The following is a 14309-nucleotide window of genomic DNA, read 5'->3' as shown; positions in this document are numbered from 1 at the left end:
ACCCTTTTTTTTATGGGAAACAAAATTAGTAAAACGCATCTTCGATGTGTTTTACGTTCACCTCTTCCGGCGTCACCGTCACGGCAACAATGTCGAAACGGACGTCGTGTTGCCAGTCTTTTGCGAAAATATAATGCTCAGCTGCTTTCATGACCAGCCGTGCTTTGGCGGAGTTCACAAACTCCTCCGGGTGGCCGAAACGGGTGCTGGTCCGCGTTTTTACTTCCACAAAAATGACCATCTTGCCTTTCTGGGCGATCAAGTCGATTTCGGCGTGTTGGTGACGGTAATTGCGTTCCAGAATCTGATAACCTTTCTGTTGGAGGTAGCGAACGGCCTCGTCTTCGCCCTGTTTTCCGGTGTCATTGTGCTGTGCCATCGATCGTTTTTACTACTTAGACGGAAAACCGATTGATTGGATACGAACGAAACCGACCCGTTTTGGTGTTTTTTCTGTATTGATTACGTAAAAATGAATAGTCATTGCAATAAACAGGTACAGATTCAGGATCTGGGTCTTCTCGATTACCAGACTGGCTGGGATTACCAGGAGCGGTTATTGGCGGAAATTGTAGCGGCCAAAATCGCCAACCGCAGCCAGCCCGCCGACCAGCAAAGCCGGACGTCCAATTATTTAGTATTCTGCCAGCACCCCCATGTGTATACGCTGGGGAAAAGCGGAAAGGAAGATCATCTGCTCGCGAACGATGCCTTTCTGGAAAGCATTGGGGCCACGTATTATAAAATTAACCGGGGGGGCGACATCACCTACCACGGGCCGGGCCAGTTGGTGGGCTACCCGATTCTGGATCTGGATAATTTTTTCACGGACATTCACCGCTACATGCGCCTGCTGGAAGAAGCCATCATCCGAACGCTGGCCGATTACGGTCTGGATGCGGGCCGGATCGATGGGTTGACGGGGGTTTGGCTGGGGTATGAATCCGATGAAAACCGCCGGAATGGAACCGCCCGGAAAATTTGCGCCATGGGCGTCAAAGCGAGCCGTTGGGTAACGATGCACGGATTTGCGTTGAATGTCAATACGGATTTGCGTTATTTTAGTCATATTGTGCCCTGCGGCATTGCCGACAAGGCCGTTACGTCGATGCAGGCGGAACTGGGCCGCGAGGTTCCGGTTTCGGACGTGATGGAACGCGTCAGCCAGCATCTGGCGGATTTATTTGAAATGGAGTTAATTCGTTAGAATGAAGAGAGATATTTCGTTTTTACCCGTTGAAGGAGTACAAGTCGTTATTGCACGGAAACCGACGGAACTGGATCAGTATGACTGGCAGGTGTATTTGATCAATCAGAATGACGCGATGATCCGGAACGTGTTTGTGACGTCGAAAGGATACGGTTTTCTGGATGAAACCCAAAAAGAGCAGCAAACGACGTCGACGTTGCGGCATTATTTTGCTGAACTTCAGCCGAATGAGTACGTGGCCGTCGAAACCATCATGCCGGATGTGTTTCACCTGAACAACCAATATTGGGTTAGCTATTACATTGGCGACCAGATTTTTGACAAAAAGTTTATCTTCGTGCCCGACAGCATTACCGAACAGAACCTGATTCTGATCAGTGAATTGGGGCTGGAGGGAATTCTGCACGCCTGAACCTGGTCATTCCGCTTTTTTGCTATTCCACTGCCATGCCCGTATCCTGGAAAAAACGCCTTAAAAACCTGTTGTTTATCGACATCAAAACCGTTGCCGGAGCGCCTTCCTACGATGAACTGGACGAGCGAATCCGGCAGCAGTGGAGCCAGAAAATCAGCTATTTTCAGAACGAAGAACACTGGTCGGTTGCCAAATGGTATGACAACCGGGCTTCGTATTACGCCGAATACGGCAAAATCGTCTGCATCGGCATCGGCGGTTTATACTGGGACGAAGAAGAGAACATATTCCTGAAAGTCAAAACGCTGGCCAACGACGACGAAGAAGCCCTGCTCGGCGAATTTATCAGCATCATCGAAAAATATCCGCCCAGCGAATTGGTTCTCTGCGCCCATAATGGCAAGGAATTTGACTATCCGTACCTGTGCCGCCGGATGCTGGTTCATCAGCACCAACTGCCGGCCACGCTCCGGCTGTCGGGGCGAAAACCGTGGGACATTCCGCACCAGGATGTGCTGGAAATGTGGCGGTTTGGCGATAGTCGCCACTTCGTCCCGCTCGATCTGCTGGCAGCCGTTCTGAACCTGCCCATCAAACCGCTCGAACTGACCGGTGACCAAACCAGTTTAGTTTATTACCAGAAGCAGGGAATGGCCAAAGTGCGCGAATACGCCCGTTCGTCCATTGTGACGCTGGTGCAGGTGTATCTACGCTTACTGGGTGCCCCGTTGGTGAAAGACCAACACATCACGCGCTTGGAGTAAGGGTTACAACACAGCGTTAATCAGAGGAAATCAGGGTTATCAAAGTTTTCTCTGTGTACCTCTGATTTTCTCTGATCAACTCTGTGTAATAACTCCTTTACCTCCAACGTCTTTTAAACGAAAAACATGAGAAATAACCGAAGTAAACCCCGAGAACAACACAGCCGCAGAAGCCCGCAGAACCGCCCGGTTCCGTTGGCGGACTCATTTCTGGACGAAATGAAGAATGACATTGCGGCTTTTTTTGAAATAAATAGCAAAGATTCTTTTTCCCAGAACGATGTCCTGGACAATTTCGACATCGTCGACCGGAAAACGAAATTCATTGCCCACGGCTTGCTGGGCGAACTCGCCGACGAAGGCCAGTTGACCCGCCACCCCGACGGAACGTATCAGTTTAACGAAACCGACCGAACCACCGAAGGCACCGTCGACCACGTGAATCCCCGGTTTGCCTTTGTCAGCACCGGCAGTGGCGACCGCGACAATGACATTTACGTCAGCACCGACGACCTGAACGGGGCCATCGATGGCGACAAAGTGAAAGTGATGCGACTGAGTGGATCGTCGAATTCCGGCGGTTTTTCGCGCGGTTCCCAAACCCGGAGCCGCCGGATTGAAGGCAAGGTCGTCAGCATTGTAGAGCGCGGTCGTTCCGAGCTGGTGGGTCGGATTTCGACCTGGCCGAACTACGGGCAGGTGATTCCCGACAGCAAGAAGATTTACGAAGAAGTCTACATTCCGAAAGACAAACTGAGCGACGCGAAAGATGGCGACAAAGTCATCGTCCGTCTCACCCGTTTTCCCGACAGCCGTCACCGGCCCGAGGGCGAGGTGATCTCCGTGTTGGGGCCTGCCGGGCAGAACAATACCGAAATGCACGCGATTCTGGCCGAATTTGGCCTGCCCGTGGACTTTCCGGATGCGGTAGAAAAAGAATCGAAAGGGATTTCGGAGAAAATTCCGAAGAAAGAAATCACCAAACGGCGCGACATGCGCGGCATTACGACGTTTACGATTGACCCCGACGACGCCAAGGATTTTGATGATGCGCTCTCGATTCAGATGCTGGAAAATGGCAATTACGAAATCGGGGTTCACATTGCCGACGTCACCCACTACATTCAGCCGGGCACGGCGCTGGAAGACGAAGCCTTCAAACGTGGAACGTCGGTATATCTGGTGGACCGCGTGGTGCCGATGTTGCCCGAAAAGCTGTCGAACAACCTGTGTTCGCTACGTCCGAATGAAGATAAACTGACGTTTTCGGCGGTATTTGAACTGACGCCCGACGCCAAAATCAAAAAGGAATGGTTTGGGCGGACGGTGATTCACTCCGACCGCCGGTTTGCCTACGAGGAAGCGCAGGACATTGTCGATCGCGGTCACGGGGATTACCTGGAAGAGCTGCGGCTGTTGAATGACCTCGCCTTCAAGTTTCGCGACGACCGGTTTCGGCACGGTGCCATCAACTTCGAAACCGTTGAGGTCAAATTCAAGCTGGACGAAAATGGGGTTCCGCTGTCGGTTTATCCGAAAGTACGGAAAGATGCCCACAAGCTGATCGAAGAGTTTATGCTGCTGGCGAACAAGCGTGTTGCCGAATTCATCCACGGTTTGTCGCGTGGCGAACACCCGAACGTGATGATTTACCGGGTCCACGACTCGCCGGATTTCGAGAAGCTGAAGACGTTTGCCACGTTTGCCGGGCGGTTTGGGTACAAGCTCAAAATCGATAGCGAAAAAGAGTTGTCCAAGTCGTTCAACACGATGATGGAGAGCCTGGAAGGGCAGCCGGAGCAGAATGCGTTGCAGCAACTGGCCATTCGGACGATGGCGAAAGCCCGGTACAGCACCGAGGACATTGGACACTTTGGCCTCTCATTTCGGCGGTATTCGCACTTTACGTCGCCCATTCGTCGCTACCCCGACATGATGGCCCACCGGCTGTTGCAGCACTACCTCGACGGCGGCAAATCGGTTGACAGGGAAGAATATGAAGCCAAATGCAAGCATTCGTCGGACCGCGAGCGCGTGGCCGTTGAAGCCGAGCGGGCTTCCATCAAATACAAGCAGGTCGAGTTCATGAACCGCATGGACCGCGACCAGGAGTTCAAAGGGATCATTACGGGCGTAACGGATTTTGGTCTGTTTGTCGAAATCACCGAAACCAGCGCGGAAGGGCTGGTCCGCATGACCGATCTGGGCGATGATTTCTACGATTTTGATAAGGACAATTACCGGCTGATCGGCAAACGAAATAAGAAAATCTTCGCGTTTGGCGATGCCGTCACGGTGAAGGTGAAAGACGCCAATCTGGCCCGCCGAAGTCTGGATTTGTTCCTGGTCGATGACAAAGGTTCCTTGAAAACACCGCTCAAAAGCCGCCTGACCCGCCGGGAAAATACCGCGGGTGAAGCTCGTTCGCAACGGCGTTCGGGTTCATCCGGCAGTAGCTCGAAAACCGCAAAAGCAGGAAAAGACCGCCGTAAGCGTTAAACCTGTAGAGACCCAAAACGCTGTAGGCGTTTCATCACTAGCCCAGGGTGAATCCCTGAGAATTTTATGAACGACGAATTCATGCAGGAAGCCATCCGTCAGGCCCGCAAGAGCCTTTCGGAAGGCGGTATTCCCATCGGCTCGGCCCTGGTGAAAGACGGCAAGCTGGTGGCTTCGGGTCACAACAAGCGGGTGCAGGAAAACAACCCCATTTTGCACGGCGAAATGGATTGCCTCAACAACGCCGGGCGGGTGGGTTCCTTCCGCAATACGGTGATTTATTCGACGCTCATGCCGTGTTACATGTGTGCCGGAACCATCGTGCAGTTCAAGATTCCGAAAGTGATTGTGGCGGAATCGCGAACGTTTTCCGGAGCGCGGGAGTTCATGGAAGAACACGGCGTGGAAGTCGTCGACCTCGATCTGGCGGAGTGCGTCGACATGATGAACCAGTTTATCGCTCAGAAACCGGAGGTGTGGAACGAGGATATTGGGGAATTGTAGTCGCGCGAAGCAGCCGCGTGGAGCAGCCGCGCCGTGCGAATCCAATTGAACCAATCACCATGTACAACCTGAAAATTATTAATTCGACCGTGCGGCCCAGCCGCAAAGGCCCGCTGGTTACGGCCTGGATCACGGAAGTAGCCCGGCAACACGGCGGTTTTAATGTCGAAGTGCTGGATCTGGCCGAAATCAAGCTCCCTTTTATGGACGAACCCGCTCACCCGCGTTTGAAGCAGTACGTTCACGAGCACACGAAAAAGTGGAGTGCCAGCATCGATGAAGCCGATGCGTTTATTTTCGTGACGGCGGAATATGATCACAGTTATCCGGCACCCTTGAAAAATGCCCTGCAATACCTGGTGCAGGAATGGGCCTACAAAGCCGCCGGTATTGTCAGTTACGGTGGTATTTCGGCTGGAACCCGGGCCGCCAGTCACCTCAAATCAGACCTGATCGCGCTGAAAGTTGTTCCCCTGTTCGAAGCCGTCAACATCCCGTTTTTCGATCAGTTTATCAACGAGCAGGAAGAATTTGAGCCCAATGAATCAAGCCAGCGGGCAGCCCAGACAATGCTTACCGAGTTGGTGCGCTGGACGAAAGGCATGACGGTTATTCGCAAAAACGAGTAATCAGCCCGCTTTCACATCCAGCAGCCGACGGTGGTAATTGATCTGGCCCAGGTGGTACGTTAAATGGGTTGTCAGATGAATCAGGAAGAACTCGGTGCTGGTTTTTTCGTCAAACACCAGAAGGGGATACTCCTCCTGAAGCTGCTCTTCCCGCACCTGATCGAGGGCACCGAGAACGACCTGAATCGTCGCATCCACTTGTTGCAACAGTTCACTTCGGGGAATATTACGGAGCGAAAACTCGAGTTCACGATGCCGGATGTAGCCGGTATTTCCCAAAACCGCCCCGATGTAGGTATTCAGATTGCCCACAATATGCAGACACAGATTGCCGGCCGGGTTGGAAATGGCCCGGTCGGTAATCCACAAGTTCGCTTCATCCTGATACAGTTCGATTTCCCGTTTCAGTCGGAGAAGATCTCTGTTGAAGAGGGATTTTAGGGTTTCAATCATAGTCGTTTGGGAATTCTCTAAGGTATCTATTTCATTCCTCTGATTAATTTACTTTCAATAGTAAGCGTTCGTTGGTACTCTATGAATCATCCCTACGGGATTTTAGACCAACCGCGTTCTATACCCCGGTTCAAACCGGAGGCTACAATATGCTTCATCCCTCCGGGATTTTGGGCCTTAGGTCATCCCGGAGGGATGAAGCATATTGTAGCGTAAGTTTTTAACCTGCCTAATCACATGAAGATCGAATGTCTAAAATCCCGTAGGGATGATTCATATTGTAGCAGTGGGTTTTAACCCGCTGAGACAGGGCAGATTGAGTGAAATAAATCCCGTAGGGATGACTCATTTCTAGCAGTAGTTTGAATCCAACATCAAGGGCGATTCAGTCGCTTTACCAGCAAAAACAGTGGATAACTCAGGATGATGAACCCGACGGCGTAGGCACTGCTGTAGAGATCGCTGTAAATAACCCCCACCAGAAACGCCAGCGACGCCAGCAGCATCAGCCAGGTCGTCAGCGGATAACCCCAGGCCAGGACCGGGCGCGGAAGCTCCGGGGCGGTTTTTCGCAAACGGATCAGCGAAGCAAAAGCCGCTGCGTAACAGAGCACGAAAAAGAATGAGGCTACGTCCGACAATTTGCTGTAGGTTCCGGTCACAATCATCAGAATCGACATGGCGACGGTCAGAAACATGGCCGGAGCGGGTGTTCCACCGGCATTCACGCGGGTGAAGGCTTTGGCAAACAACCCGTCACGGCTGATGGCAAACAACACCCGCGGGTTGAACATGATCTGCGCGTTGATGATCCCCATAATCGAAATCATGAGCAGCAGCGTCACCACTTTCGCGCTGGCGGGGCCAAAAAGCACCTGAACCGCGTCGGCCGCCGGGAGTTTCGATTGGGCCAGTTGCTCGATGGGCAGCACATGAAACAACGCCAGATTGACCAGCAGATAAATTCCGATGATCAACGAAACGCCGATCATCATCGAACGCGGCAGGTTTTTGTTCGGATTGATGTCTTCTTCCGTGAAATAAGCCGCCGTGTGCCAGCCGTCGTAGGTATAAAAAACCGATTGCAAAGCCGCCAGAATACCCACCAGCAGCGACCCTTCGATGGGAATGGTGTTGTCGCCGGAAAATTGCAGCGGTTCGTCGGGCGTGTAGGCGAAGCAGATGACTACAAAAGCCAGTAAACCCAGCGCCTTGATGAAACTCATGACCTCCTGCGCCCGGCTGGCGAGCCGGACGCCGATCAGGTGAAACGCCGTGAAAGCCAGCAGAATTCCAATTGCGATCATTTTAATGTAGCCCGTCAGGGGCGGCACCAGAAGCGCAATGTACTCCCCCATCACAGCCGCGCCAAAGGCCATGGCCGCAATGCTCCCAAGCCAGCTACTGATCCCGATCACAAACCCGACGTAATCACCAAATGCCCGGCGCGCAAACACATACCACGCCCCCGCTTTCGGAATCATCGTGCCCAGTTCGATCACCTGTAGCGAGCCAATTAGCGCGTAAACCCCCACCAGCGCCCACACCAGCAACGCGAGCGACGGTTGCCCCAACTCCTGCGCAATGGTGCCGGGTCGGCGGAGAATGCCGGTGCCGATGGTGCCACCAATGGTGACGGCAACGCCGAAGCCTACGCCCAACAGGCGGAGAAGTTGGGAGGGACGGTTTGTTTCGGGGGGTGTCATGCTACAATAATAGGCTTTTTCGCCAAAAACCGGCTATTTTTAGCGTCAGATTTGACAGAAACGATCCCGAATCCGTTTCGATCGGTTTTTTTACAGAATTCACAGGATAAACGAACGACAAAGATGTTGAAATCCACTACCGCCTTTTCGATCTTTGCGTTTAATTTAGTCATAATGACCACCGCATACAGTCAGGATTTGACCTTCTCCCGGCACTTATTCGATACGTACGATACGTACCGCGATACGGCCCTCACCCACCGCCGGTTCAAGCAGGCCGATATTTTACCGCTCATCGACAAGCTAAAAACCGACAGCCGGTTTGACATTACGAAAGTGGGCGAATCCGTCGAGAAACGGCCGATTCAGATGATTAAAATTGGCACCGGGCCACGGAAAGTGCTGCTGTGGTCGCAGATGCACGGCGACGAACCCTCGGCAACGATGGCGATTTTCGACATCTTCAACCTGCTTCGGGCCGATGGAGAATTTGAGGAGTTCAAAACCAAACTGCTGGCCGAAACGACGCTCTATTTTGTACCCATGCTGAACCCCGACGGTGCCGAACGGTACCAGCGCCGGAACGCCCTGGATATTGATCTGAACCGGGATGCGTTGCGGCTGCAATCGCCGGAATCGGTGATTTTGAAAGGCTTACAGCAATCACTGAAACCGGAGGTGGGCTTCAACCTCCACGACCAAAGCACCCGCTACAGCGTTGGCCATACGCCCAAACAAGCCACCATTTCGTTTCTGGCGACGGCTTATGACGAAGCCCGGAACATCAATCCCGTGCGCGAACGGTCGATGCAGTTGATCGTGGGCATGAACCGGGTTTTGCAGCAATTTATTCCGGGGGGTGTCGGACGGTATTCCGACGAATTTGAGCCGCGCGCCTTCGGCGACAACATCCAGAAATGGGGAACGACGCTGATTCTGATCGAATCGGGCGGTTATCCGAACGACCCCGAGAAGCAATTCATCCGCAAACTGAATTACGTGTCCATTCTGACGGCTTTACAGGCCATTGCGACGGATTCGTACAAGACCGAATCGCGTTCGGAATACAACACCATTCCCGAAAACGAGCGGTATTTGTTCGACGTGCTGATTCGGAAAGCGCAGATCATGCGGGGCGGAAAACCGGTCACGGTCGATATCGGTATCAACCGGTATGAAGTGAACGTCGGCAATGCCGCCACGTTTGGCTACCGCAGTTCCATCGACGATTTTGGCGATTTGTCCACCTTTTTCGGAATTGAAGAAATCGACGCGACCGGTTTAACGGTTTCGCCGGGGCAGATTCACCCGGACACGCTGCGTTCGATGGCGGATTTGAAAAAATACAAACTGGATTCACTCGTACAGAAAGGCGTGACGACGTTCCGGCTGGCCACACCGTCGCGGGCGACCACGCACCTGGCGCCGGTTCATGTGCTCCAACCCACGACCTCGGCCGCCCGACCCATTCAGACCGGCCGGATTCCGACCTTTGTGCTGCGCCGGGGCAATCAGTTGCGGTATGTTTTCGTCAACGGATTCTGGCTGGATGTCAGCAACAATTCCAATCAACTAGGCACCGGCGTGGTGGAATAATCATCCTGCCGCTTTACCCAACCGAACCCTTTCATGAATTTTCCCGCGCAATACTGGATCGACGCCTACCGGATGCAAGCCCATCCCGAAGGCGGTTATTTTGCCGAAACCTACCGCTCCGCCGAAAAAATACCGCATGATGCCCTCCCCCCCCGGTTTTCCGGAGAGCGTAGTTTCAGCACCGGTATTTTCTTTTTGCTGGAAAGCCACAACCTGTCGGCGCTGCACCGCATTCAGGCCGACGAAATGTGGCATTTCTACGCCGGTGGCCCGCTGCTGGTCTACGTCATTCATCCGTCGGGCGAACTGGAAATCATTCGGTTGGGGAATAATCCGGAACGCGGTGAAGTTTTTCAGGCCGTTGTGCCAGCCGGGTGCTGGTTTGGCTCGAAACCAGCACCGGAAACCGCCTATTCGCTGGTGGGCTGCACCGTGGCGCCGGGATTTGACTTTGCCGATTTTGAGCTGGCCAACCGGACGGAGTTGTTAAACGACTATCCGCAGTGCCGGGAAGTGATTGAATTGCTTACGCCCTATTGAAATTTCACGTCGCCGAAGGTTGACACCACGCGGACTTTGGTGGCGGTTCCTTTTCCCACTTTACCGCTGTACTGCTTCTTCAGTTTCACTCCCCGATCGTCGTCGTTGGGCTGGGCGTTGATCATGATCCGGCCATCGGAAGGATATTTGAACCCGCCATAGCTCACGGTCACGTCAAAATTGTAGTCGTTGGTCTGCGCCATCGGCAAAACGACCGACGAATAATTGGCCTGGATGTCGATGTTATCAACCGATTTGTTCAGTTGGTCGATTTTGAAACCGCCTGAGAAATCCAGTTTGATGTTGCACGACTGTTTGATCGTTCCGATTTTGGCACCCGAATAGCCGATTTTGCCATCGAGTCGGCTTACTTCACCAATCCAAAGTCCGCCAAACTGGTTGTTCAGGTTGATGTTGTTGGCCTTCTCCAGTTGCAGTTTTGAATATTGAATGTTCAGTTTCCCATTGCCCATTTCCTGAATATCGGCTTTCCCGAACCGTACGTCCACATCGACCTGGTTGCCATTCAGCTCCGTAGTCGAGAAATTACCGTACTGCTGATTGATGGTCAAGGGAGCGCTGAACGTCGGAATGGTCGTGTTTCCGAAGGAGTTTTTCACCGTCAACGCGTTGGTTTTCGGCATGGACACCTGGTAATCGATCTGAACAAAGTTCTTCTCGCCGTCTTTGTTGCGGTTCATGATCCAGTTTCCGCCAAAACCGCTTTTATCGATGGTGGTTTTCAGACTAATCTGGTCGCCGTTGCGTTTTTCGCTGATGTCGACCGCATCGAGGTATTTCTGAACACGGTCTTCGGAACTTGAACTCGCTTTGATGGTAATGTCTACCCGGATTTCATCCCGGTTCCACAAGTTGATATTCACATTACCAAACTGATTTTCAACCATTAAGTGATCTTTGGACGTCACGTCGTATACTTTTACGATCGTCTTTTTCCGCTCGCCCAGTTCCGTGTTTTCGGCCATAACCAGACCGACAGACAAGGTGCTGACCAGCAGAAAATTACACAGGAAGTTTATTCGTTTCATTGTTTTGTTGCTTAATACGCTGAATAATCATCAACTGCTGGTTTAGCAAGTCGATTTGGGTTTTCAGGTTTTGTACCATCGCCTGAATCATCATTTCCTGATTAGGCGTTTTTGGAAGCTCCTGCTTTAAGTTCTGGTAGGTTTTCTCCAGCCGGTCCAAATCAGACGCAAACTGTTGGTAGAGAGCCGGATTGCTTTCCAGAACCGTTTTCAATTCGCCCCGTTTGCCTTCAATCAGACGGGTATACTGTTGCACGGTTCGGGCATAGGTCGGATTGAGCGCCATCATATCGGGCTGCTCCGTCACACCATACTTCTGGTTGACATACCAGAAACCGCCCAGACCGAGAACCAGCAGAACAGTGGCTGCCATCTGCCAGACCCTCCGGCGGGACGCGTTCAAGCCTGACCATCCCAATGGACGTTGCCACAACGGCCGTTCTTTGTGCCCGAGCCCTTTCTCCAGATCTTTCCATAAATCTGCGCGGGGCTCAAATACATCGAAATCTTCCCGGTTATCCCGGACAAATCGTTCTAATTTGTCTTTCATCATGTTCAATGAGCGAATGAGTGATTGAGTGAATGAGCGAATAGCTCCGCAGAGAGTAAAAAATTGGCAAAACTATTCGCTCATTCGCTCAATCACTCATTCACAATTTATTTTAACAGTTCCAAAAGCCGTTTTTTAGCCCGCATGTACTGCGTTCGGGAGGTGGTTTCGCTGATGCCCAGTACGGCTCCGATTTCCTCATGATCATAGCCTTCGAACAAATACAACGATAAAACCACCCGATAGCCTTCCGGCAGTCCCTGCATGGTCTGGCGCACCCGATCGACTTCCAGTTGAATCCCGTCCTCGTCAAACGGTTCGGTGTCGGCCACATCCAGGCCATCATCTTCCCCCAGACGCTGCGAGTCGAGATCGACCCATTGGAGACCGGCGCGGCTTTTTCGGCTCCGCAGGTGGTTAATAGCCCGGTTGACGACAATTTGCTTCAACCACGCTCCAAACGTCGATTGATTCCGGAACGAGTGGAGATTATTGAAAGCATCCAGAAAGGCTTCCTGCAACACATCCTCGGCCTCCCCAACGTGGTTCAGGATGCGCATACAGACGTTGAACATGGCTTTCGAATAGTGCTTATACAATTCGTATTGAGCACGTCTTTCACCTTGTTTACACCTTTCTACGAGTTCGACATGTCGGTCTATATACAACTTTGTTTCCAAGCGGCCTGAGGAATCGGATGCGGCTGAATTTCTTCTCAATGACACGGCATGATGGGTCAACGTTGCACAAGGTATTATTTTTTTTCAACGCACTGTACTAAAACCGCTTACCGACCGTTTTTGAAAAATTTCATATGAAGAAAAAAAAGGATTACCCAATCGGGTTAGCCCTGACATAGATCGTTATCAGGGGACCAAAACCGGGATCGAACCGGCGGTTTGACAACCGTTTAGCGTAGCGGTAAACTGGTAGGTAAAATTGCCTGAAGGCAGCGACTGGGTAATGGTGACCTGATTGATGCCGCTGCCCGCATCGGGCAAGGGATTTCCGCCCGGCGTTCGGGTCCAGGTGATGGTTGCTCCGACGGGAGTCGCCCTGGCTACAACCGTCGAGGTATTGCAATTACAACCCGTCAGCGACACAGAACCGGGCAGAAGCGTGAGTTGCGGTTTTGGGGAAACAAGTACCTCAACAACGGCAGTACCGGAACATTTCCCGGCATCACTGACAATAACGGTGTAACTGCCGCTGGCGGCCGTTGTCGCATTCGGAATCGACGGATTGGCACTGGTGCTGGTAAACGCATTCGGCCCGCTCCAGGTGTAGGCCGGACTGGTTCCGCAGGTAACCGACGCACTCAACGCCACCGTACTGCCTTCACAAACGGTTTGGCTATCAGCAGGTGAAACATTGACGCATGTATTGCTTGAGCACACAATATTTTGTTTTAAAAAAAGGCTTCCCTGCTGGTCGATTTGAGCAAGAACAGCCGCATTGGCATAAATGGCATTGTGGTCTCCACCAGCAACCGTATACAATTGATTGGGTACACCGGCGGCCGTAGCCTGGGTGGCCAGAACAGAACTTCCAAATACCGGTGTAATATTGACCACCACGGGAACCTGGGGCGGTGAGGTCAGAAAACCGGCGCCGTAGGGAACCACCGCATCCTGGTCGCCGTGGGTCATAAACAAGGGAGGATCACAGGCATCGATGTAGTTTTGGGCATCGATCGCACCCGACAAACTCCAGACACCCTGTACGTCGGACGAATAACCGGCCGCCGAACTAACGGGGTGATCGGTATTGCCATTGATGCCGCCATTGGCAGCAAAAACCGGGGCCAGATAAGCCGGTATTTCGGCAGCATCGACATAACCGGCATGAAGGGCCGTTATGGCTCCGGCCGAATAACCGCCTATGATGATGTAATTGGGTTCAATGCCGTAGGTGTTGACGGTAGAAGCATCCTTCCGGAAAAACCGTACGGCCGCTTTCATATCCGACACAGCTTTTACCACTTCATCCATAAATACCGACTGATTTATATACGCAAACAGACTTCCATCGTATAATCGGTAATCAATGGTGGCGACCACGTAGCCTTTTTGGGCAAATTTACGGGCATAACTATCCATATCCGTACGTTGTCCGCCCAGAAAGGAGCCGCCAAAGGCCAGAATAATCAGCGGACGCCGGGTCGACACATCGCCAGCAGGCTGATACACATCCGCCAGCAGCGTTTTTGTAACCCCACCGACAGTAACATTCTGTCCGTAAGTGACACTGGTGGTGACGGTTACCGCCGGAAAAATATCCGTAGAATACCGCTGGGCGTCGCAGTCGGGAAGTTGGGCAACCGCCTTGGTTGTAAAACCGAATACGGCAAAAATGACGAATAAACGGGCATAGAGTTGGCTCATGGCGCTGACT

At 52.3% G+C, this 14309-nt stretch carries 15 protein-coding genes; 8 read left to right on the top strand and 7 right to left on the bottom strand.

What is annotated here, in order from left to right:
* Positions 1–25 precede the first annotated feature (25 nt).
* Complete coding sequence (locus ACO064_RS16020; RefSeq protein ID WP_114408644.1) at positions 26–379, bottom strand: YraN family protein; 354 nt, start codon at positions 377–379, stop codon at positions 26–28.
* Between the two features lie 93 nt (positions 380–472).
* Here ACO064_RS16020 and lipB point away from each other — a divergent pair, with 93 nt between their 5' ends.
* From lipB to ACO064_RS15990, 6 genes are all read left to right on the top strand, one after another.
* Positions 473–1207: a lipoyl(octanoyl) transferase LipB gene (gene lipB / locus ACO064_RS16015; RefSeq protein ID WP_421828267.1), complete on the top strand. Its 735-nt coding sequence runs from the start codon at positions 473–475 to the stop codon at positions 1205–1207.
* 1 nt (position 1208) lies between these two features.
* On the top strand, positions 1209–1622 hold the full coding sequence (locus tag ACO064_RS16010) for a hypothetical protein (RefSeq protein ID WP_150877967.1): 414 nt from the start codon (positions 1209–1211) through the stop codon (positions 1620–1622).
* A gap of 35 nt (positions 1623–1657) precedes the next feature.
* Positions 1658–2389 (top strand): 3'-5' exonuclease, encoded by a 732-nt coding sequence (locus ACO064_RS16005; protein ID WP_421828266.1) that lies wholly within the window; start codon positions 1658–1660, stop codon positions 2387–2389.
* 126 nt (positions 2390–2515) lie between these two features.
* Complete coding sequence (gene rnr / locus ACO064_RS16000; RefSeq protein ID WP_421828265.1) at positions 2516–4888, top strand: ribonuclease R; 2373 nt, start codon at positions 2516–2518, stop codon at positions 4886–4888.
* 66 nt (positions 4889–4954) lie between these two features.
* Positions 4955–5392 (top strand): nucleoside deaminase, encoded by a 438-nt coding sequence (locus ACO064_RS15995; RefSeq protein WP_421828264.1) that lies wholly within the window; start codon positions 4955–4957, stop codon positions 5390–5392.
* Positions 5393–5451: 59 nt separating this feature from the next.
* Entirely contained in the window at positions 5452–6021 is a 570-nt protein-coding gene (locus ACO064_RS15990) for an NADPH-dependent FMN reductase (RefSeq protein ID WP_421828263.1), read from the top strand.
* Here ACO064_RS15990 and ACO064_RS15985 read toward each other — a convergent pair whose 3' ends face one another.
* Positions 6022–6474, bottom strand: a complete 453-nt coding sequence (locus ACO064_RS15985; protein WP_421828262.1) for a DinB family protein — start codon at positions 6472–6474, stop codon at positions 6022–6024.
* A 374-nt stretch (positions 6475–6848) separates the two neighbouring features.
* Positions 6849–8180, bottom strand: a complete 1332-nt coding sequence (locus tag ACO064_RS15980; RefSeq protein ID WP_421828261.1) for an APC family permease — start codon at positions 8178–8180, stop codon at positions 6849–6851.
* Positions 8181–8354: 174 nt separating this feature from the next.
* Between ACO064_RS15980 and ACO064_RS15975 the strand changes: the two genes are divergently transcribed.
* Both ACO064_RS15975 and ACO064_RS15970 read left to right on the top strand, forming a co-directional pair.
* Complete coding sequence (locus ACO064_RS15975; RefSeq protein ID WP_421828260.1) at positions 8355–9776, top strand: M14 family metallopeptidase; 1422 nt, start codon at positions 8355–8357, stop codon at positions 9774–9776.
* Between the two features lie 33 nt (positions 9777–9809).
* Positions 9810–10316 carry a cupin domain-containing protein gene (locus tag ACO064_RS15970; RefSeq protein WP_421828259.1) on the top strand — a complete coding sequence of 169 codons (507 nt, stop codon included), beginning with the start codon at positions 9810–9812 and terminating at the stop codon, positions 10314–10316.
* Here the strand turns inward: ACO064_RS15970 and ACO064_RS15965 are convergent.
* The 4 genes from ACO064_RS15965 to ACO064_RS15950 form a co-directional block, all read right to left on the bottom strand.
* Positions 10310–11365 (bottom strand): hypothetical protein, encoded by a 1056-nt coding sequence (locus ACO064_RS15965; protein WP_421828258.1) that lies wholly within the window; start codon positions 11363–11365, stop codon positions 10310–10312. The genes ACO064_RS15970 and ACO064_RS15965 overlap by 7 nt on opposite strands.
* Positions 11340–11915 (bottom strand): hypothetical protein, encoded by a 576-nt coding sequence (locus tag ACO064_RS15960; RefSeq protein ID WP_421828257.1) that lies wholly within the window; start codon positions 11913–11915, stop codon positions 11340–11342. Before ACO064_RS15960 ends, ACO064_RS15965 begins: the two co-directional genes overlap by 26 nt.
* 107 nt (positions 11916–12022) lie before the next feature.
* Positions 12023–12595: an RNA polymerase sigma factor gene (locus ACO064_RS15955; protein ID WP_114408633.1), complete on the bottom strand. Its 573-nt coding sequence runs from the start codon at positions 12593–12595 to the stop codon at positions 12023–12025.
* Between the two features lie 186 nt (positions 12596–12781).
* The gene (locus ACO064_RS15950) at positions 12782–14299 is read right to left on the bottom strand and encodes a carboxylesterase family protein (RefSeq protein ID WP_421828256.1); all 1518 of its coding nucleotides are present in this window, start codon (positions 14297–14299) and stop codon (positions 12782–12784) included.
* Positions 14300–14309: the final 10 nt, after the last annotated feature.

Source organism: Larkinella sp., assembly GCF_965227735.1.
Classification (GTDB): domain Bacteria; phylum Bacteroidota; class Bacteroidia; order Cytophagales; family Spirosomataceae; genus Larkinella.
Note: the sequence above shows the minus strand (reverse complement) of the source record. Positions and strands in the feature narration are given on the sequence as shown.